18 protein-coding genes are annotated in these 19,815 nt (G+C 59.7%); 7 read left to right on the forward strand and 11 right to left on the reverse strand.

What is annotated here, in order from left to right; all coding sequences use genetic code 11:
* The 5 genes from VN577_23700 to VN577_23720 all read right to left on the reverse strand — a co-directional run.
* Positions 1-504: transposase (locus VN577_23700; GenBank protein HWR17854.1), on the reverse strand; the 504-nt coding region annotated here is incomplete at its 3' end.
* A 166-nt stretch (positions 505-670) separates the two neighbouring features.
* The gene (locus tag VN577_23705) at positions 671-1,693 is read right to left on the reverse strand and encodes a zinc-dependent alcohol dehydrogenase family protein (protein HWR17855.1); all 1,023 of its coding nucleotides are present in this window, start codon (positions 1,691-1,693) and stop codon (positions 671-673) included.
* Between the two features lie 102 nt (positions 1,694-1,795).
* The gene (locus tag VN577_23710; GenBank protein HWR17856.1) at positions 1,796-3,040 is read right to left on the reverse strand and encodes an anion transporter; all 1,245 of its coding nucleotides are present in this window, start codon (positions 3,038-3,040) and stop codon (positions 1,796-1,798) included.
* Between the two features lie 42 nt (positions 3,041-3,082).
* Positions 3,083-3,448 (reverse strand): hypothetical protein, encoded by a 366-nt coding sequence (locus VN577_23715; GenBank protein ID HWR17857.1) that lies wholly within the window; start codon positions 3,446-3,448, stop codon positions 3,083-3,085.
* Entirely contained in the window at positions 3,449-6,160 is a 2,712-nt protein-coding gene (locus tag VN577_23720; protein HWR17858.1) for a hypothetical protein, read from the reverse strand.
* Between the two features lie 145 nt (positions 6,161-6,305).
* Between VN577_23720 and VN577_23725 the strand changes: the two genes are divergently transcribed.
* The 3 genes from VN577_23725 to VN577_23735 are packed head-to-tail and all read left to right on the forward strand — an operon-like array spanning position 6,306 to position 9,393.
* On the forward strand, positions 6,306-7,478 hold the full coding sequence (locus tag VN577_23725; GenBank protein HWR17859.1) for a Gfo/Idh/MocA family oxidoreductase: 1,173 nt from the start codon (positions 6,306-6,308) through the stop codon (positions 7,476-7,478).
* 30 nt (positions 7,479-7,508) lie between these two features.
* Entirely contained in the window at positions 7,509-8,906 is a 1,398-nt protein-coding gene (locus VN577_23730) for a Gfo/Idh/MocA family oxidoreductase (protein ID HWR17860.1), read from the forward strand.
* A gap of 4 nt (positions 8,907-8,910) precedes the next feature.
* Entirely contained in the window at positions 8,911-9,393 is a 483-nt protein-coding gene (locus VN577_23735) for a cupin domain-containing protein (GenBank protein ID HWR17861.1), read from the forward strand.
* A gap of 58 nt (positions 9,394-9,451) precedes the next feature.
* Here VN577_23735 and VN577_23740 read toward each other — a convergent pair whose 3' ends face one another.
* Both VN577_23740 and VN577_23745 read right to left on the reverse strand, forming a co-directional pair.
* Positions 9,452-10,597 (reverse strand): Gfo/Idh/MocA family oxidoreductase, encoded by a 1,146-nt coding sequence (locus tag VN577_23740; protein ID HWR17862.1) that lies wholly within the window; start codon positions 10,595-10,597, stop codon positions 9,452-9,454.
* A 51-nt stretch (positions 10,598-10,648) separates the two neighbouring features.
* Positions 10,649-11,674, reverse strand: a complete 1,026-nt coding sequence (locus VN577_23745; protein HWR17863.1) for an alcohol dehydrogenase catalytic domain-containing protein — start codon at positions 11,672-11,674, stop codon at positions 10,649-10,651.
* 71 nt (positions 11,675-11,745) lie between these two features.
* Here VN577_23745 and VN577_23750 point away from each other — a divergent pair, with 71 nt between their 5' ends.
* Positions 11,746-13,248 (forward strand): FGGY-family carbohydrate kinase, encoded by a 1,503-nt coding sequence (locus VN577_23750; protein HWR17864.1) that lies wholly within the window; start codon positions 11,746-11,748, stop codon positions 13,246-13,248.
* Here the strand turns inward: VN577_23750 and VN577_23755 are convergent.
* Together VN577_23755 and VN577_23760 are read right to left on the reverse strand one after the other, a co-directional pair.
* A complete protein-coding gene (locus tag VN577_23755; protein HWR17865.1) occupies positions 13,235-14,326 on the reverse strand; it encodes a cobalamin-dependent protein in 1,092 nt (363 codons plus the stop codon). The genes VN577_23750 and VN577_23755 overlap by 14 nt on opposite strands.
* A gap of 9 nt (positions 14,327-14,335) precedes the next feature.
* The gene (locus tag VN577_23760) at positions 14,336-14,632 is read right to left on the reverse strand and encodes an antibiotic biosynthesis monooxygenase (protein HWR17866.1); all 297 of its coding nucleotides are present in this window, start codon (positions 14,630-14,632) and stop codon (positions 14,336-14,338) included.
* A 214-nt stretch (positions 14,633-14,846) separates the two neighbouring features.
* Between VN577_23760 and VN577_23765 the strand changes: the two genes are divergently transcribed.
* Together VN577_23765 and VN577_23770 are read left to right on the forward strand one after the other, a co-directional pair.
* Positions 14,847-15,566 carry a hypothetical protein gene (locus tag VN577_23765; protein ID HWR17867.1) on the forward strand — a complete coding sequence of 240 codons (720 nt, stop codon included), beginning with the start codon at positions 14,847-14,849 and terminating at the stop codon, positions 15,564-15,566.
* 107 nt (positions 15,567-15,673) lie between these two features.
* The gene (locus VN577_23770; protein HWR17868.1) at positions 15,674-16,852 is read left to right on the forward strand and encodes an MFS transporter; all 1,179 of its coding nucleotides are present in this window, start codon (positions 15,674-15,676) and stop codon (positions 16,850-16,852) included.
* Here VN577_23770 and VN577_23775 read toward each other — a convergent pair.
* Positions 16,849-18,579, reverse strand: coding sequence for a SulP family inorganic anion transporter (locus tag VN577_23775; protein HWR17869.1), 1,731 nt, complete (start codon positions 18,577-18,579; stop codon positions 16,849-16,851). The two genes, VN577_23770 and VN577_23775, sit on opposite strands and share 4 nt — an antisense overlap.
* Positions 18,580-18,823: 244 nt before the next feature.
* Here VN577_23775 and VN577_23780 point away from each other — a divergent pair, with 244 nt between their 5' ends.
* Positions 18,824-19,261 carry an OsmC family peroxiredoxin gene (locus VN577_23780; GenBank protein ID HWR17870.1) on the forward strand — a complete coding sequence of 146 codons (438 nt, stop codon included), beginning with the start codon at positions 18,824-18,826 and terminating at the stop codon, positions 19,259-19,261.
* Between the two features lie 2 nt (positions 19,262-19,263).
* On the opposite strand, the gene VN577_23785 is transcribed toward VN577_23780, so the two are convergent.
* A complete protein-coding gene (locus tag VN577_23785; GenBank protein ID HWR17871.1) occupies positions 19,264-19,812 on the reverse strand; it encodes a VanZ family protein in 549 nt (182 codons plus the stop codon).
* Positions 19,813-19,815: the final 3 nt, after the last annotated feature.

The raw sequence follows: 19,815 nt of genomic DNA on the forward strand, positions 1-19,815 counted from the left end.
GATTCTCTGCGCGCCGGACGATTCCCGATCCCTCGCTGCCCACTCCGATTCAATCTCCACCACTCCCACTTGTCGAAACGCGTAATGGCGGAAGCTGCTCCACTTCCAATCGTCCGCGGCCTTCACCAATCCACGCTTTACCGGGTTGTTGTGAATGTATCCTAACTTGACCGCGAACTCTTCGGCATTGCGCACATTGCGGTCGTATCCGCGATCCTGCCAGAACCTTCCTTCCCGCAGCCGCTTGGTGAATGACAACTTCAGGTAGTGCATGGCGTCGCCCAGCGTTTGCCGTTCCGGTTCGCTGACCAGAAGGTGCACGTGCTCTGGCATCACCACATAGCCATAGACACACACGCCAAAGTTAACGCGCATATTCTCAAGACAGGTGAGGAAAAGGTCGTAAGTCGCGGCGGTATCGAATCGCTGCTCTCGGCGATAACAACTAAAAGTAAGAAAGTGCGATTGACCGGAGTAATGGTATCGCCGCAATCCGCTGGGCATGGAGAAAAACCTAAACCCAGTTGGGTGCGGGCGTCTGTGATGCCCGGGTTAGCCCAAAAGCAGGGCGAACCCGGGGCACCCAATGACTGTTGGTAGGTGAATAAGCGTAACCCAGGGCTTCCGCCCTGGGCTAAGTTCGAGAGGCCGACCGGGATGAGCCTGCCGATCATTCTGCAACCCTTACCACTCCGGCTCCGCGGATGCGACTGTGTTTCAGGTCCTGGAGGGCTCGGTTGATGTCGGCGAGTTCGTAGGTTTCGACCTCGGTCTTAACTGGAACTTTGGCGGCGAGCTCGAGGAACTCGCGCGCGTCCTGACGGGTGCTGTTGGCGACGCTGCGCAGCACGCGCTCGTGGTAGAGCAGGTCGTAGTTCATGGCGGGAATCTGGCTCATGGTGATTCCGGCGAGCGCGACCGTTCCGGCTTTGCGGGTGACGCGAAGCGCTTCGGGGACGAGCGATCCGGCGGGCGCGAAGATGATGGCGGCGTCGAGCGGTTTCGGAGGCGTGTCTTCGGCGCGGCCGGTCCAGGCGGCTCCGAGTTCGCGGGCGAGATGGCGATGGTGTTCGCTGCGCGTGAAGACCAGCACTTCGCATCCGAGATGGCGCGCGAACTGGATGACGATGTGCGCGGAAGCGCCGAAGCCGTAAAGTCCGAGGCGATCTCCGGCTTTTGCGCCGCTGAGGCGAAATGAGCGATAGCCGATGATTCCGGCGCAGAGCAGCGGAGCGGCGTTCAGGTCGGTGAACTGCGGCGGGATCGGGTAGGCGAAATCTTCATCGACGACGGTGTATTCGGCGTAGCCGCCGTCGGCGTCGTATCCGGTGAACTGGGCGTTGGGGCAGAGATTTTCGAGGTCGCGGCGGCAGAAGTCGCAGGTGCCGTCGGTGCGGTGGAGCCAGGGGATGCCGACGCGGCTTCCGATATGGAACCGGGAGGCGCCGGGGCCGAGCTTTTCGACGGTGCCGACGACCTGGTGTCCGGGGACGATGGGCAGGCGGTGTGCCGGGAGGTCGCCTTCGACGGTGTGGAGGTCGGTGTGGCAGAGTCCGCAGCAGGAAACCTTGACGCGGATCTGGGAGGCTTGCGGTTCGGGGATGGGCAGGTCGCCAAGACGGAGTGGCGAGTCGTCGATGGGTCGCTGATGGTGGAGGATGGCAGCGCGCATTTTCGCCGGTAATTCTAGCAAGGGGTTCTGTGGTCGAGTAGGAACATCAGGTATTGTGATCGTTCAACGCCGCACCCTTACGCGCCTCGCGCTAAAGGATGGGGCACCCCCCGTCATCACAGTTCAAGGAATCAGATACAGCCACAGTGTTCCGAACGACATCGTTAACACGGTGATGGGCACGCCGGCGCGGAGGTAGTCCTTGAAGGTGATGGTCACTTCTTCGCGCGCGCGTTCGACGACGATGATGTTGGCGATGGAGCCGGTGACGGTCAGGTTTCCGGCGAGAGTGCTGGCCATGGCGAGCAGGAGCCATCCGCTGTGCGGGTCGGGGAATCCGGGGACGACCGACTTCAGCAGCATGACGGCCGGAACGTTACTGACGATGTTGGACATGATGGCCGTAACGATGGTGAAGACCAGCGTGTTGTGCAGGTTCCAGGTGTCGGCGAGGTCGAGCATGCCGGCGACAATGCCGACGCGCTCGGCTCCGGCGACGATGATGAAGAGTCCGACGAAGAAGGCGAGCAGTCCCCAGTCGACCTCGTCGTAGATGAGGCGCGGTTCCATGGTGCGCGTGATGAGGACCATGGCGGCGCCTACGGCGGCGACAAGTGCGGGCGGGAGTCCGAAGAGGAATCCGGCGATAACGCCGGCGACGATGATGGCGGGCTTGGCGAGGCGGAGTTCGCGCGGCGGTTTGATGACGCCATTGATCGGATCGGCGGTGACAGCGGCAGGCGGTTGCAGAGGGAACATCCAGTGGAGCACTGCCCAATTGATGATGAGGCCGACGGCGGCGATGGGTCCGAGGTGCGCAAGGAACTTGATGTAGGAGATGCCGGAATAGGATCCGATGAGGATGTTCTGCGGATTGCCGGTGATGGTGGCGACGCTGCCGATGTTCGACGCAGTTGCCACCGCCAGCAGGTAAGGCAGCGGTGGGACGCCCATGCGGCGGGTGACCTTGAGCACGATGGGCACCATGACAAGACAGATGATGTCGTTGACGAAGAAGGCCGAGAGCACCCCGGTGCTGAGGATGACGGCCGGGAGAAGATGGGCGCGTCCGAGACGGGCGACGACGGAGGCGGCGATGCGATCGAAGAAGCCGACGAGGTGAAGATTGGCGACGATCACCATCATCGCGAAGAGTAGAACGATGGTGGCGAAGTTGACGGCCTTGAGGGCGTCGTCGGCGCGGACGACGCGGAAGGCCACCATCAGCACGGCGCCGATGATCGCCATACCGGGGCGGTCGATCTTCATGCCTGGGAACTTGCCGAACGCGAAGACTACGTAGCTGGCGATGAAGATAACGATGCCGGCAATGAGGCGAACGTCGGTGAGTTCGGCAGGGAGATGCATTTCGGAATAGGTATATCAGGCGGCGAAGGGTTGGTAATGACGTCAGCGGGACTGGTGAGTTTCTTCCTTGGCGAACAAGATGGTGACGACGCGGCGCAGAAACATGCCGCCGATTGCGCCGACGATGGCGAAAGCCGTCCCAGCGAATGAGCCGACGACCATGCCGAGCGTGGGATGGTATTGCGCAAAGTAGGCGACGAGGGTGGCGAGAGGTAGGCTGAGTCCGATGACGACGGCCCATCGCCAGATGCGCGTGGGGCGCTTGTAGGCGAGGAACATGGTGGTGCCGGTGACGATGAGGACGGAGAGCCCGGAGTCGTTGAGTCGGACGTGAGCGAATCCGGCGACGATGCCAAAAAGGATGGCGAGGGTCCAGTAGAGCCAGTCGGAAGAGCGATGGTTTTCCACTTACTTCATTGTAGCTCCCGGTGAGCGAGGATGCTTGGGTGCATTCCGCTGACGAATGACGAAGTACGGCTGGTTCATGAGGTCGGGTGCGAAGCCGGGATAAAGGACGGCGTGGTGCTTCGCGTTGCGCAATTCGAAGTAGTACTCGAGAGGGAAGGGCGAGTCGGTGTAAGAGGCCGGGATGGTGAAGGCGAAGTTGTTGGCGGAGCGGGTCATGCCGGCGGACTGGTAGCGCTCTCCCTGGTTGACGTGACGGTAGAAGATGCGGGCTTCCCTGGCTGCGGTTTGGAGGTGGAGGTCGAGCGGCTTGCCGGGAATAAACGACGGCGGTGCGATGTGCGTGCACGCGATCGGGATGCGAGGTGAGGGAGTGAGCACGGCGTCGACAGCGAGTTTTGCTTCGGGCGAGTGAATGGGTTCTGCTTCGGCCAGCAATCGTTCGAGGTACTGGATGTCGGCGTCGATGGCGGGGAGGCGGTCGAGCCAGTGTCCGCGCTGGTGAGGCAAGGGTCCGATGGTGATGTCGGAAACATAGACGCGGGCTGGTCCGTTGGCAAAGGCCGACCAGTGATCGCGGGCGCGCTTGTAGGCGTTAATCGCTTCCTGGAGCGCGAAGGTGTCGCCGGTGCGTTCATGGATCCCGTAGAGAACGGCGGCGCGAAACTTCTCGGCGAAGAAGCGTGCGATGCCGATCTGGATGGCGATGTCGGCGGAGGCGCGACGGAGTTCGGCGGTGTTGCTTTCCGCGGCGACGAGGTGCTTCGCGGCGGTGCTTGCGTGGGAGTCGATCCACTGCGCGACCTCAACGGGTGAGTACTTGGCGCTTTGCTCGCCGGCAAGCAGGTCATCAGCGAAGTCGTTCATGCGGGAAAAGAGTTGCGGGTCGAGGGGACTGACGTTGCCGAAAACTTTGGGCGAGGGTGTGTCGCCGAAGGGCGAGCGAGCGTTGGGGTCGGCGATGGACTGGTTGGTGTAGAACTCGGGCGAGTAGGTGTCGTTGGCGGCGGAGGGCAGATGCGCAACGGTAATGATCGGCAAAAGACGGCTGGCGCTGGCGAACGCATTTTCTATCGATGGCGCGGCGGGGCCAAAGTCGGTGCGTAGTTGGCGACGCCAGACGTCGGAGTCGCAGTCGGGGTTGTAGAGCAGTCGCCCCCAGGTGCGGTACGTGTAGAGGAACTTCTGCCAATCCCAGCGCGGGTTGAGGGAGGTGTCGGCGTAGGCGCAGCGTCCGCCGGGAAGTCCGGAGCCGCGGCGTCCTTTGAAGGCGAGCGGCTCGAAGAGTTCGACACCGTCACTGCCACAAAAGCGGAAGGCCCGCGAGTAGGCGGCGTTGGAGACGGGATCTCCCCACAAGAGCATGCGGTGGGTGCCAGCCCAGATGCGATGCATGACTCGGTAGTCGCGGTCTTCACGGAGGAAGTTGGCGTATCCGTAGCGAGTGAACAGTCGTGAGCCGGTGCTCATGCCGTAGTAGGCTTCGAGGTTCGTGCGCTCGGTGGGTGCTTCCATCTCGCGTATGGCGGCCTGGTGATAAGGAAGTCCCATGTGCTCGGCCCAGAATTTGGGCGAGATCATCAGCGGCATATTGGTTCGTCGAGCGGCGCTGATGAGGCGGTCGTCGAGCCCTTTGCTGTGGAGATCGATTTCGATTTTGTGACCGGAGCGAGATACACCGTCGAATACGGTTTCCCAGAAACCGATGCTGCCTTCCTTCACGCCGCTTTCGTCATGAGTGCGGATAGTGACACCAATGATGTCAGGACAGGATTGCAGTAGAAGCGCGAGAGCTTCGCGGCAGTAGGAGACGTGATTTTCCGGCGTGATGCCCTCGATGATGTGGTTCGGGTTGGGGCTGTCGGTCCAACGGGTGCCGTGCGTCCAGATGCCGAGTTGGAAGTCGATGCCATGCGCGGCGGCTTCGTGGCTGATGAACTTCAGGGTGTCGAGATTGCGGTCGCGTTCTTCGTCGGGGAGGTTGGTGGCGCGGACACTGAAGCCGGGCACGGAGAGGAAGAACGGGTACGCGAAGAGGAAGTAGGCATCGGAGACGCGGGTGAGGGCGTCGTGGCTGATGCCCACCGCGAAGTGGAGCCGATTGACGCGGTTGGTGGCGAGCATCGAGAAGTACGCGGGCCACATCTCGCGGTCGTAGAACCAGGGCTTGTCTTCGACGTTGCTGACAAAGGGGCGTCCGATGCTGCGGACGGCGTTGTATGGATCTTCGACGAGCGGTTTGGCGATCGTAAGGTCGTCGATCGGATCGTCGGAGTAACGTACGCGATCAGCCAGTTCAAGGACGGCGTACATGAGTCCGCGCGGATCACGAGCCGTGGCGAGAGTGACGGTGGCGTCACGGTGCGCGGACGGAGCTAGAACAAGGCTCTCGGCCTTCGTGGGAACGGTGAGGCGATGTCTGGAGAGGATGGGGGCAGCCAGTCGATTGTCGTGTGAGGCGATGATCACGATAGGTCCGGCTGGCGAGGCCGGAAGGGAATCAAGCTTAGTGACGGCGATCTGCCTGGCTTGAAGTTCCGCGAGAAGCGTTCTGATGGCGGTCTGCACCGGTGCTGAGGATGCGAGTTGGTCTTGGACGTCGACGATCAAGACAAGTTCACGTGCGCGACTTGCATCTGCGCTCGCAGAGGAACTTAGGGCGAGTCCGGCGGCGCTCAGGCCGGAAATGCGAAGGAACTCACGTCGGTTGGGCATAATCGCTTCTCGCCGAACCCAGGATGGCAGATCGGTCCCAAACATAATAGTTCGCCTGTCAAACAAAATTCGCTTTCTGGCCTTTGGTGGTGGTAAGCTACGGCTCCAATTCGTTCGTACTCATTTGACGCACGGGAGTGGAGTGATGAAGAAAAGCGGTTTAGACCGGCGCGATTTTATCAAGGGAGTTGCGACCTCCGCGGCTGTTATGTCGGCTTTGCCGCATGAGGCGCTGGCCATGGGGAACGGCAACGTGGTGTACGAGCAGGGACCACCGGCAGAGGAGCCGAAGAACGTTCCGACCCGCATCAAGTTTGCCGTAGCCGGGATTAATCACCCGCACATTTACGGCATGATCGCGGCGGTCAAGCGTGGCGGAGGCGAGTTCGCTTCTTTCTACGTGAAGGAACCGGACCTCGCGGCGGAGTTTGCGAAGCGCTTCCCGGATGTGAAGCAGGCGCGCAGTGAAGACGAGATCCTTCAGGACAAGTCGATTCAACTGGTGCTGAGCTCGGGGATTCCGATCGATCGCGCGCCGCTGGGCATTCGCGTGATGAAGGCCGGGAAAGACTACATGGCCGACAAGCCGGGCATCATCACGCTGGAGCAACTGGCGGAAGTCCGCAAGGTACAGGCGCAGACCAAGCGGATCTACTCGATCGCTTATAGCGAGCGTTTCGATAACAAGGCGACGGTCCGTGCGGGTGAGCTGGTGAAAGCCGGGGCGATCGGCAAAGTCGTGCAGACGATTGGCATGGGGCCGCACAGCATCGGGCTGAACCCACGTCCGGCGTGGTTCTTCGAGAAAAGCCAGTACGGCGGAATTCTGTGCGACATCGGCTCGCACCAGGCGGACCAGTTCCTGTTCTTCACGGGGTCAACCCAGGCGGACGTAGTGGCGTCGCAGGTGGGCAATCTTCATTATTCCGAGAAGTACCCGAACTTCGAGGACTTCGGCGACACCATGCTGCGGGGCAACAACGGTACCGGATACATCCGCCTCGACTGGTTCACGCCGAAAGGCCTGAGCACCTGGGGCGACGGACGGCTGTTCATCCTGGGAACCGATGGTTATATCGAGGTCCGCAAGAACAATGACATCACGAAGGCGCCGGGTGGAAGCCACCTATACCTGGTCGATCAGAAGGAGACGCGGTACATCGATACGTCGAACCAGGTCTTGCCGTATGGGCCGCAGGTGGTGGACGACGTGGTGAACCGCACGGAAACTGCCATGACGCAGGCACACTGCTTCCTGGCGATGGAACTCATGTTGAAGGCGCAGAAGAACGCGCAAAAGCTGACCTTTAAGGCCTGAGCCAGCGCTCGGTAGAGGGAGTACATAGATATGTCAGAGAAGCGGAAGAGTGGAGTGTCGCGTCGTGATTTCATGAAGACGACAGGCAAGGGCGTCGTCGCAGCGTCGGTGATTGCCGGATTTCCGACGATTGTTCCGTCCACCGTTTTCGGCAAGAACTCTCCAAGCAATCAAATCAATGTAGGCGCCATTGGCACAGGGCGTATCTCGCGCATTCATGACATGCCAGGAGTTCTCAAGTATGAAGGCGCAAGAATCACTGCAGTCTGCGACCTCGACAGCAAGCGCATGGAAGACGCCAAGGTGCTGGTCAACAGCTTCTATACAAAGCAGACGGGCAAGCCTTACGACGGCACCAAAGGCTACCTGAATTATCGCGAACTACTGGCGGACAAAGACGTGGACGCAGTGCTCATCTCGACGCCTGACCACTGGCATGCGCTAATCGGGATCGATGCAGTCGAAGCCGGCAAAGACGTTTACATGCAAAAGCCCGCATCGCTGACGATTGCAGAAGGACGCATGCTCAGCAACGCCGTGCACCGGACTGGGCGGATATTCCAGATCGGAAGCCAGCAGCGGTCCACGGAGCAATTCCGCAGGGCGGCGGAACTGGTCCGCAACGGACGCATCGGACAAGTGAAGTCGGTGCAGATCGGTTTGCCGGGAGATCCGTCGGGCGAAGTCGAGCCGGAGATGCCGGTGCCGAAAAACCTGAACTACGACATGTGGTTGGGATCGACGCCCGAGGTGTACTACACCGAGAAGAGAGTCCATCCGCAGGTTGGGTACGATCGGCCGGGATGGCTGCGCTGCGAACAGTTCGGCGCGGGCATGATCACCGGGTGGGGATCGCACCACGTTGATTCGGCTCACTGGGGCATGGACACCGAATACACGGGCCCCATCGAAATCTGGGGCACGGCGGAATTTCCGAAGAAGGGCCTTTGGGATGTTCACGGAGACTTCCAGACGGAAGCCATTTACGCCAATGGCGTGCACATGACAATCAGCGGCGCGTTTCCCAATGGAATCCGTTTTGAGGGAACCGACGGCTGGATCTTCGTCTCTCGCGGTGAGGAGAAGGCGACGCCCAGCGATCCGCCGTCATCGGTGCGCGGGCAGAAACTGGCGGCAAGCGATCCCAAGATTCTCACTTCGGTGATCGGACCGGATGAGATCCACCTCTACGTGAGCCGGGAGCATCATGCGAACTGGCTGGACTGCGTGAAGTCGCGCCAGCAGCCAATCGCGCCGGTGGAGATTGCACACCGGTCGTGCTCGGCGTGCCTGCTGCATCATATGGCGATGAAGTCGAAGCGCAAGCTGTACTGGGATCCGTTGCGCGAGCGCTTCAAGAACGACGACGAGGCGAATACTTGGCTGTCGAGGCCGCAGCGTCCGCAGTACGCAGTGAAGGGAGCGTAAGCCGATGAAGATGATTACGCGCAGGGACCTGGTCGTAGCGGCCATCGCCGTTTTCTCGACGCTGGGAATCGTTGCGGTTGCGCAACAGGAGAAGAAGCCGGTTCTGCACTCGTCGGTGTTCGACTGGAACACGATGGTGGAGAAGAAGACGCCGGTCGGTTCGATCCGCCAGATCAGCCGCAATCCAACTCCCACGCTTCAGGAGTTGGAGATGCACATTACTACGTTGAACCCGGGGCATGATTCTCACGCGCCACACCATCATCCGAATGAGGAGTTGGTGATCATACGCGAGGGCAACGTCGAAGTGCTCAACGGCGGGACGTGGAAGAAGCTGGGGCCGGGCTCGATCATCTTCAACGCGTCGAACGAAGAGCACGCGCTGAAGAACATTGGCACCACTCCGGCGGTGTATCACGTCATCAACTGGACGACCGCTGCGACACCGGCGAAATCAGACAAGCCGGTGGTTCCACCGAAGCAGTAGGCCGGTAAAAGAAAAGGGGAGCCTCGCGGGGCTCCCTTTTTATCTGTGATCGAACGCTCTAAACCTTTACCGTCCTGCTGGTTTTCGCGGCCTCGTAGATCGCCATCATCAGCTTCACGTCTTGCAGGCCCTCTTCACCGGGCGTGAGCGGAGTCTTGTTGTTCATCACGCAATCTGACATGTGGTCCATCTCGGCGGCGAAGTGGTCCACCTGTCGCAGCGTGACTTCTTCAAGGCGATTGCCACGGCTCACCCTCATCCGCAGGCCGGTGTACTGCATGGAAGGCTCGAGTTCGAACCAGCCATTGTCGGTAACGGCGCGGAGGCGGTTCTGCCCGGAGTAGCCATAACTTGAAGAGCAGTTTGCGATCAGTCCGCTGGGGAAGCGAAGCTGGAACATGACGGTTTCTTCCACTTCCTTGAAGCGCGGATCGCCGGGCGTGCTGTACATCATGGCGTTGATCTCGGTGGGTTCTTCGCCGGCGACCAACCGGGTTCCGTTGAGGCTGTATAACCCAATGTCCATCAGCGAACCGCCGCCTGCCATGTCCTTTTTGAGGCGCCACTGCGTGGGATCGCCGATCTTGAAACCGGTGTCGGCTTCGATGACCTTGAGCGTGCCGAGTTCCTTCGAACGGGCGAGACGCGCCATCTCCTGGTTGTAAGGTTCGTAATGCACGCGATAGGCGATCATCAGTTTGCGATTGACCTGTTTGGCAGCATCGACCATGGCCTGGCAATCGGCGACGGAGTTGGCCATCGGCTTTTCGCAGAGAACGTGCTTGCCGGCCTGCAAGCCGCGAATCGTGTACTCCTTATGCATGCTGTTGGGGAGTACCACATAGATGATGTCGACGTCGGGGTTGTCCTTGAGCTTGTCGTAGTTCTCGTAGTTGTAGATGTTCTTCGGATCGACACCGTAGCGTTTCGCGAGTTTCTGCGCCTTATCCGGATGTCCGCTGACGAACGCGACGAGACGGGATTTCTCGCACTGGTCGAAGGCCGGCAGAAGCTGAAAGATGGAGAGGCGGCCGAGTCCGACGATGGCGTAACCCAATTTCTTACCCGGAGGCTCGGGGACCTTGATGTCCTGTGCGAACGAAGAATTCCAGAGGGAGCCGGCGACACCGGTGGCAGCCAGCCCCTTGCCCATGTTGCCGAGGAACTTACGACGAGTCAGGTACTTTTCAATGAAGTCGGACATGCAGACACTCCTGCGCGTGATGGGCAGCAATTATACGGCTAGTTATTCGATTTAGGGCTTCACAATCATTTTGCCCACGCCTTCCGAGTAGTCATTGGCGATGGAGAAGGCGTCGGAGATGCGATCGATGGGGCGCGTGTGCGTCACGAGGGGAGCGAACCATTCGGCCTTCGCCTGGAGAAGTTCCAGAGCGGCGTGAGATTCGTGATTCGAGCGGCGAACGTTGAAGATGGTGATCTCCTTCCGCCGCATGGTGGAGCCTTCGATAGGAACGTACTTGCTGGAGTGAATGCCGGTGAGCACGACGCGTCCGGCGTTGCGGACGACGTGTAGCGCCTGGTTGGTGGTGTCTTCGCGGGCGGCGCAGTCGATGGCGCAATCGACGCCACGGCCTCCGGTTTCGCGGAGAATCTCGCGGGCAGCGTCGCTGGGTTCCAGTGCGACGTCGGCCCCGAAGTGGCGTGCAAGTTCGCGGCGTGCGCCAACGGGTTCGACGGCGAAGATACGCTTGGCGCCGGCGAGTTTTGCAGAGGCAACCGTCATCAAACCGATAGGGCCGCAGCCGATGACTGTAACCGTCTCGCCGAGTGCGATGGACGCGAACTGCATGGAGTGAAGAACCACGGCGAGGGGTTCCACTAGCGTCGCATGGTCGAGCGAGAGTTCTTTGGGAATGGGAAGGAAATTGCCTGCGGGCAGATTGACATATTCACGAAAGAAGCCGGGGATTCCGGGGCTGCTGAGAAAGCGGATGTTCTTGCATACGTTGTGCTGTCCGCGCATGCAGAACTCGCAGTGATAACAGTAGAGTGCGGGTTCGAGAGCGCCTCGATCTCCGGCAGAAAGGCCGGTGACGCCAGCGCCGGTTTTCGCGATGGTGCCGGCAGGCTCGTGTCCTAGGACCATCGGGTAAACGTTCGGAAGATCGCCCATGGCGCCGTCCGAGTAAGCGTGCAGGTCGGATCCGCAGATGCCGACGGAATCTACCTTGACCTGGATTTCGCCCGGACCGGGATCGGAAATTGTCATTTCAGCGAGACGGAATTGATGAGGGGCGATGAGTTCTGCTGCGCGCATATGAATGACCCGGAGAACGCTTGGACGCGCTCGATAGCGGTCGGTATGATGTCCTGAGTTTTTCAGGATGAATGCAGAAAAATCTTATCATCGGCATTGATAGCAGCACTACGGCAACCAAGGCGATTGCATGGCGTAAGGACGGCAGCATCGCCGGCGAGGGGAGAAGCGCAATCGGGCTGAGCCGTCCGGCGAACAACTGGTACGAGCAGGATCCGGAAGACTGGTGGCGCTCAACGGTTGACGCGATCAGGCAAGTGTTGCAGCAGGTGCCGCGTGAGTCAGTAGCGGCCGTCGCTATTTCCAATCAGAGAGAGACGTTCGTTCCGCTCGATGAGCGAGGGGAGCCGGTGCGTCCGGCGATTTTGTGGCTGGACCAACGATGTGCCGAGGAGGTCGAGTGGCTTAGCGAACGCGTGCCGAGGATCCACGAGATCACGGGCAAGCCTCCGGACATGGCGCCGGTTGCGTATCGCATCGCGTGGATGTTGCGTAACGAAGAGACTCTATTTCGGCGCACGCGCATGTTCGCCGATGTGCATACGTATCTGGTGTGGAAGTTGGCGGAACGCTTCGTGACGAGTTGGGCGAGCGCGGATCCGATGGGCATGTTCGATATGCAGCGGAAGCAGTGGTCGCCCGAGATTCTCAGTGCGCTCTGCCTTACGGCGGATCGGTTGCCGGAACTGGCACGGCCCGGTTCGGTGATTGGGGAAGTGAGCGAGTCGGCAAGCAAAATCTGCGGGTTGCTTCCGGGAACGCCGATCGTTGCCGGCGGTGGCGATGGGCAGGCTGCCGGATTGGGTGTGAACACCGTCACGGCGGAGCGCGCGTATCTGAATCTGGGGACAGCGTTGGTCTCGGGGACGTACTCGCCGGAGTTTCGCGTCGGACGAGCCTGGCGCACGATGGGGAGTTGTACCGGTGAGGGCTGCTATCTGGAAACCAGTTTGCGGACCGGCGCCTTCCTGATGGACTGGTTCGCAAAGGAATTGTGCGGTGGCGGCAACGACATTTTTCAGTCCCTGGAGGCGGAGGCGTCGCAAGTTCCCGTAGGAAGTGATGGCGTGTTGGCGCTTCCATACTGGGGTGCGGTGATGACGCCTTACTGGGATCCGAAAGCGCGGGGATGTTTCACGGGAATAACTGCGTCGCACCGGCGCGCGCATCTATATCGGGCGCTGCTGGAGGGAACGGCGCTGGAACAGGCGCTGGTCACCCGGATGATCGAAGAGGAGACGTCGACCGAGGTGCGCGAATTTGTAGCGATCGGCGGCGGAGCCTCCAGCGATTTGTGGTGCCAGATCATGGCCGATGCGACGGGAAGGAAAGTTCTGCGTTCCAGCACACTGGAGGCGTCGAGTTTGGGAGCGGGGATTTGCGCGGCCGTCGGAGCAGGTTGGTTTGCGAATGCGGCAAGGGCAGCGGCAGAGATGACGGGGCGGATCGTACGTGAATTCGCGCCTGGACCGGAGAACGCCAGGAAGTACAAGGAAGTGCAGGCGGTCTATCGCGAACTTTATCCGAACCTGAAGGAAATCTTTGTTGCGCTAGACGGAATCAACGCCCGTTAGCACGGGCACGTTTCAAGGCAGCCTTCGGCAGCAATTCCCGCGCGACGTTCACAGCCGAGACTGCGTCCTGCGACCAGGAATCTGCGCCCACCTTCGACCAGAGGTTAGGAAATTCGTTGAAGATGCGGCCGCCAACCATGATGCGGGTCTTCTTCTTGTTTTTCAGTTTTACGGACGCGATCAGCTTGCGGCAGACGGCAAGTTCCATGCAGGTGGCTGCGGAGATACCGAGCACATCGATATTGAAGCGGCTGGTCAACTCGACGAGATTGCTCGATGGCGTGTTCGCGCCGGTGAAGTAGACCTTCCATCCATTGGATTCCATCAGTTCCGACAACATGCGAATGCCGACTGTGTGGTGCGCGCCGGCGACACACGTTCCGAGGAAGAAGTGCGGGCCACGATCGATCTCATCACGGTCGCGGCTGATTTCGCCGATCAACATCTCCGTGGTGGCGGTGCAGTAATGCTCCTGCGCGACGGAGATCTGGTTCATCTGCCAGAGACGCCCCACTTCGCGCTGCACCGGCTCGAAGACGTAGCGGAAGATTTCGGAAACTCGCGTGCCGGCGGCGATCGCGCCACGAATTAGTTTACGGGCGTCGTTACGGTCCACCGAGAGCAGCGCCTGCAAGTAAGCGTTGGCGAGCTTCTGCAGCGGGGCGCGTGAATCGATGTACGAAGGCACGGAGCGCGGGAATGAATCGAACTTATTGACCGCGGTCTGAATGTATTCACAAGCAACCGCCGCGGCCTTGCCCTTCACATTTTCGGTGATGACTTCCTGCATGATCAGCAGCGCGTCGATGAGGTCGTCGAGTCGGACTCCGCGGCTGCCGAGGACGATCTTTCCCCATCCGATGTATTTGAGCCAGATTCCGAGTTCCTGTGCGGCGATCGATTCCGACAGAGTGCAGAAGTGGAAGGCGATGTCTTCGCGGCAGCGTTCCCGGCCGGCGGCTCCGTAGCGTTCCTCCAGTTCAGGTCGGTCCACATAGAGCCGTTCCAGCACGGCGCCAATGAACTGGGGCGACCTGTCGGAGATCTCGGAACCGAACTTGTGATAATCCAAGGCCATGTAGATCGCTTACGACGCGATGTGGTTCAAAATTCGTACTTCGGTACCGGAGGCATCGAGACGAAGCCCCTTCGGCATCAGCTTATGAGACTCGTGCCGGTGCGTTTTGTGCCAGTGACGAAAGTGCTGTTCGCTTTCCCAATAGGTAAGGAGCCAGAACTCTTCCGGGTGCTCGGAAGGCGAAAGCACCTCAAGCCGCAGAAACCCCGGCGCATTTTCGACGAGGTGCGGCCGGTTGACAAAAGCCTGCCGGACCTCGGCTTCCATGCCGTTTGCAACTGTAAAGCGACTCAGAACTGTAACCATCCGCCCCCACAATATAGGGAGATTGTAACCGTAAGTTTAGGTGCACAACGGTTACGCCCCGCAATTGTCCGCTCTCCGGAACATTGGCGCAACTTTTCGTCAGCCGGGCTGTTTGCATACCCAGAACCGAACAAGCGAAGTGCGGGACTCGGAATCAACACGGGCACCGGGTCCCGCGCAGCGATGGAACGCAACGGGTTTGGAGGATTTCAGGATGAAGCGGGTATTCGTATCGGCGGTATTATCGGCCGCCTTGTTGACAGCAACGGTGCCATTGATGGCACAGAACGCCACGACTGGCGGGCAAGGCGGGAACACGACCATGGGGCCGGGCGCAGGGAAAGGCATGCACGGCCGCCACGGCCAGGGCAACCAGCTCCAGATGATGGCAAAGAAGCTGAACCTGACGCAGCAGCAACAGGATCAGTTGAAGCCCATCTTCGAGCAGACGCGCCAACAGGCGCAGGCCATCAAGAATGACAGCACTCTCACCCAGCAACAAAAACAGGAAAAGCTGAAGGCCCTTCGCGAGAATACTCACTCGCAGGTCCAGACCATACTGACGCCGGAACAGCAGCAGCAAATGTCGCAGATGCGCGAACAGCGCATGGAGCGCATGAAGGGTGCTCGTCAGCAGATGGGCCAGCGGATCGCGCAGAAGCTGAACCTGACACAGCAGCAGCAGGACCAACTGAAGCCGATCATGGATAAGCAGCGCGAACAGATGCAGGCGATCCGCACCGACAGTGCGCTGACCCAGGCCCAGAAGCAGGAAAAGATGCAGGCGTTGCGTCAGGACACGCAGACACAGGTGAATGCGATCCTCACGCCGGAACAGCAGCAGCAGTGGCAGCAGATGAAGGAGAACCGGAAGCAGCACCGTCGTCATAAGGGCGGCTTCGGACAGCAGCCAACTGCTCCCCAGGGTGCATAAGATCTCTCGAACACAACCTCTCCTCGATGGGCAGCTCGTTAAGAGCTGCCTTTTTGTGCTGAACGGAGTGGCGGAAATGAACATCCAGGTGGTACAAGCGAAGGACGATGGAGAGTCCCGGCGAACTTCGGCGCAACGTAAAGGTTTTCGGCGCGACATCGTTCTTCAACGACACCGCCACGGAAATGGCCTACTGGGTGTTGCCCGCGTTCCTCGTCTCGATTGGCGCTGGTCCGGCGACGCTGGGCATCATTGAAGGCCTCGCGGAGAGCGTCACGGCGGCGGCGAAACTCTGGTCCGGGCTACTGGTGGACCGTGTGCGACAGCGTAAGCCGCTGGTAGTCATGGGTTACACCGTTGCCAATGCCGTGAAGCCGTTGCTCGCTCTTTCGACGGCATGGTGGCACGTGCTGGGAATCCGCTTCGCCGACCGTCTGGCAAAAGGCGTACGCGGCGCGCCGCGGGACGTCATGCTTTCCGAGTCGGTGCCAAAGGAGAGAGTCGGCTCTGCCTTCGGACTTCTTCAAACAATGGATTCAGCCGGAGCCATTGTTGGTCCTTTGCTCGCGCTGTTGCTGGTCTCGCACATCGGGCTGCGAGGGGTTTTCTGGGCTGCCGCCGTTCCCGGACTGATCAGCATCATCGCCGTTGTGTTCTTCGCAAAAGAGACGGGCAAGGCTCGGGCGGTCGCGCACGAACATCGGGAGCGCAGCAAAGCTCCATTGCCCGCCGCCTTCTACTACCTGATGACGGCGGTCGGGCTGTTTTCACTTGGTAACTCCAGCGACATGTTTCTGGTGTTGCGCGCGCAGGATATCGGCATCGCCGCGAGTTACGCGCCGTTGCTCGGGTTGGTGTTCAACATCACGTACACGGCGTTCTCCTGGCCAGCAGGGAAGTTGAGCGACCGCGTGTCGCGGAAGGGACTGGTCGCTGCCGGATACCTGGTGTTCACCATTGTTTACGCGGTGTTTGCGCTTGCTCCGTCGAAAAGCGCTATTTGGGGAGCGTTTGCCTTTTACGGCCTCTACTATGCACTGACGAATCCAGTGCTGAGAGCGATGGTGTCACACGCGGCACCGGCCGAAGCGCGAGGGCGGGCGTTCGGTATCTTCTATTTCGTCACGAGTATCACGGCATTGCTTGCTTCGGTGATCACGGGAGAGTTATGGAAGGTCTTCGGGGCAGCGATCCCCTTTTATACGAGTGCCGCCCTGTCTTTAACTGCCGCAATGATGATCATTGCCATACCCAAACGACTGACCGAAAGGACGGCAGGATCTTAAGATCCCGCCGTCGCAGCGAACTGTTTCCGTAACGCCAGGCCATCTTCATAGACCTGCTTCGCCCGTATAAGCGCCTCTTCCACATTGGGACAGATGTTCTCGTGTCCCACGTGCTCTTCAAACTCCGCCTGTTTCATCAATTGCGCCGGCTGCTCGCGTGCCCCGCAAAGGATCAGCGTGCGCCCGGAGTTGTGCAGAATGTCGGCGATGTCCTCCAGTGCCTTCATACCGGTGGCATCGATGGCCGTCATATTGCGCAAACGCAGAACAATGATGGGCGGAAGTTCATGCAGAGTTTCCTGGATGACGTTGATCTTTTCCGTGGCGCCAAACAGGAAGGGTCCGTGGATACGGAAGATGCGCAGGTAATCGGGGATGGCCTTGTCCTGAAGGATGTGGACACGACCTTCGTCAACATAAGCATCGGTTACCTGGGAAACCGTCGTAGTCACCGTGACCTTGCGGATGAACAGGAGCGTGGCCAGGATCATGCCGGCTTCGACGGCGACGGTGAGGTCGGCAAAGACGGTGAGCAGGAAGGTGACGACCCACACCGAGATGTCCGATTTGCTGAGCTTGAGAATTTCCGGAATCTCGCTCCATTCACCCATGTTGTAGGCGACGACCAACAGAATCGCCGCGAGCACGGGCAAGGGGACGAACTTCGCAAGCGGAGCCGCAAAGAGAAGAATTGCCAGCAGCGTGACTGCGTGGATCATGCCGGAGACGGGCGACTGCGCTCCCGACCGGATGTTGGTCGCGGTACGGGCGATGGCGCCGGTTGCGGGCAGGCCTCCGAACATGGGCGAAACGATGTTTGCCACGCCCTGTCCGATCAGCTCGACGTTGGGGTTGTGCTTGTCGTTGCTCATGCGATCGGAGACAACCGCGGACATGAGCGACTCGATCGCGCCGAGCATGGTGATGGTGAGAGCCGGTCCGAGCAAGGAGTGGACCATGCTCAAGTGGAACGTCGGAATCTCCATATGCGGCAGGCCGCTGGGAATACCTCCAAAGCGGCTGCCAATGGTTTCGACGCTCAGCTTCAACCCAAACGCCGCGACCGTGCCGACGAACATGGCGACGATAGGACCGGGGACACGGCGAGTGAGTTTCGGCGTGAGCAGGATCAGCAACAACGAGCCGCCCGCGAGCAGAAGAGACTCCACCGAGAGCGTGTTCCAGTGCTCCGCGAGCGACTTCATGCGTTCCGGGAATTCGCTGGGGACCTGCTCGATCTGCAGGCCAAAGAAATCCTTGATCTGCGTACTTGCTATCAGAACGGCGATGCCGTTGGTGAATCCGATCACGACGGGACGCGGAATGAATTTCACCGCAGAACCGAAACCGGTGATCCCCATGATGATCAGGAAGAAACCTGCCATCCCGGTGCAGACGTAGAGGCCTTCGATGCCGTACTTTGCGACGATACCGCTAACGATGACGACAAAGGCGCCGGTTGGACCGCCGATCTGCGTCTTCGATCCACCCAGGGCAGAGATCAGGAAGCCGGCAACAATGGCGCAATAGATTCCCAGTTGCGGAGGCACGCCGGAGGAAATGGCAAATGCCATCGCCAGCGGAAGTGCCACCAGGCCGACGGTAATGCCGGCGATGAGGTCGGATAAAAACTTCTGACGGTTGTAATCACGCAGGACAATGACAGACTTGGGTAACCAAGCCTGCCAAAAAGAAGATGAGGGACTACTGTCTGATTCGTTCTTCACTGTCTTAGGAGCTAATAAGCTGTGATTCTATCTTCGCAGCATATGGCGGATTGCGCTATGAGGTACTTCGCCTAGCGGCAAGATCGTTAACACATGTGGACGTGATGATGCTCCCCCGCCTTTAGGCCCCACATCACAGCAATACGCCACAAAAGGTGAGTGAATACGACCTGAGATTCCGGGCCCCTAGACATCTTCCGTTCAGCATTCATACACGGCCACACTTCGGCCGCAGGAGGTAGCAATGAAAAGAGTAGCGACAGCCACCTGGAAGGGTGGACCACGCGCGGGCGAAGGAACCATCTCCACGGTAAGCGGCGTTTTCGACAAGGCGATTTACACGGGCGGGACCAGTTCGATGGATGTGCCATGCACGAACCCGTCGGAAATCCTGGCTGCGGCCGAAGCGGCATGCGTCTCGATGATGGTGGCGAAGGAACTGGGCAAGGAAGGGATTACGCCAGACCACATCGAAACCGAGGCCGAGATCGTGCTGGCGCCCGATGGGGATAGCTGGAATATACCCCGCATTCACCTGACGGTGAAAGCGCACGTCGCAGAGATCGACAGCGCGAAGTTCCAGGAGGCGGTGCAGCGCGCGAAGAAGAACTGCCCCATCACTCGGAGTTTGAAGTCGGAAGTTTCGCTCGAAGCGCTTATCGAGCCAATCGTTCTCGCGTAGGCTTATTCCGTACTGGCTATAACGGTAGAAGCGCGATCGACACGCTGTCGGTCGCGTTTTTCTTTTACGGTCCAATAAAGCAGCAAGATGAACTGCGCGAAGATGCCACCCATCGTGTCGAGGACGACGTCGTGAAACACGCCGGTCCGTCCTGGGATAAACGATTGGTGAATTTCGTCGAGGCATGCGACGACAAAGGTGCAAACGACGGCCAGCACGGCAGCCCGGAGATGCCAGCGACGCGGTACCACGGCTTTCTTTCCCGCACGCTGGATCGCCCGTTCAGTGCGATAGGCGAGCGTTTCCATCCAACCGTGGAAGGCTAGCCAACTCAATATTGCATATCCGACGAAGTGACCAGTCTTCCGCAAGAGGTAGTTCAGAAAAACCACCTGGTGCAACGAGACGCGTTCGAAGTGCGAAAGAATACGGAGGAGCCATCCACTGGTAGCTTCGCCGGTGAAGAGACGGGTGCTCTCAAGCGAAATCACCACGAGCCAAAGCAGCAGGGGTATCCATGCGTGTACGACTTTTCGCTGGGGTGAGTTCAGCGT

It is taken from the genome of Terriglobales bacterium (assembly GCA_035561515.1).
Taxonomy (GTDB): domain Bacteria; phylum Acidobacteriota; class Terriglobia; order Terriglobales; family Acidobacteriaceae; genus DATMXP01.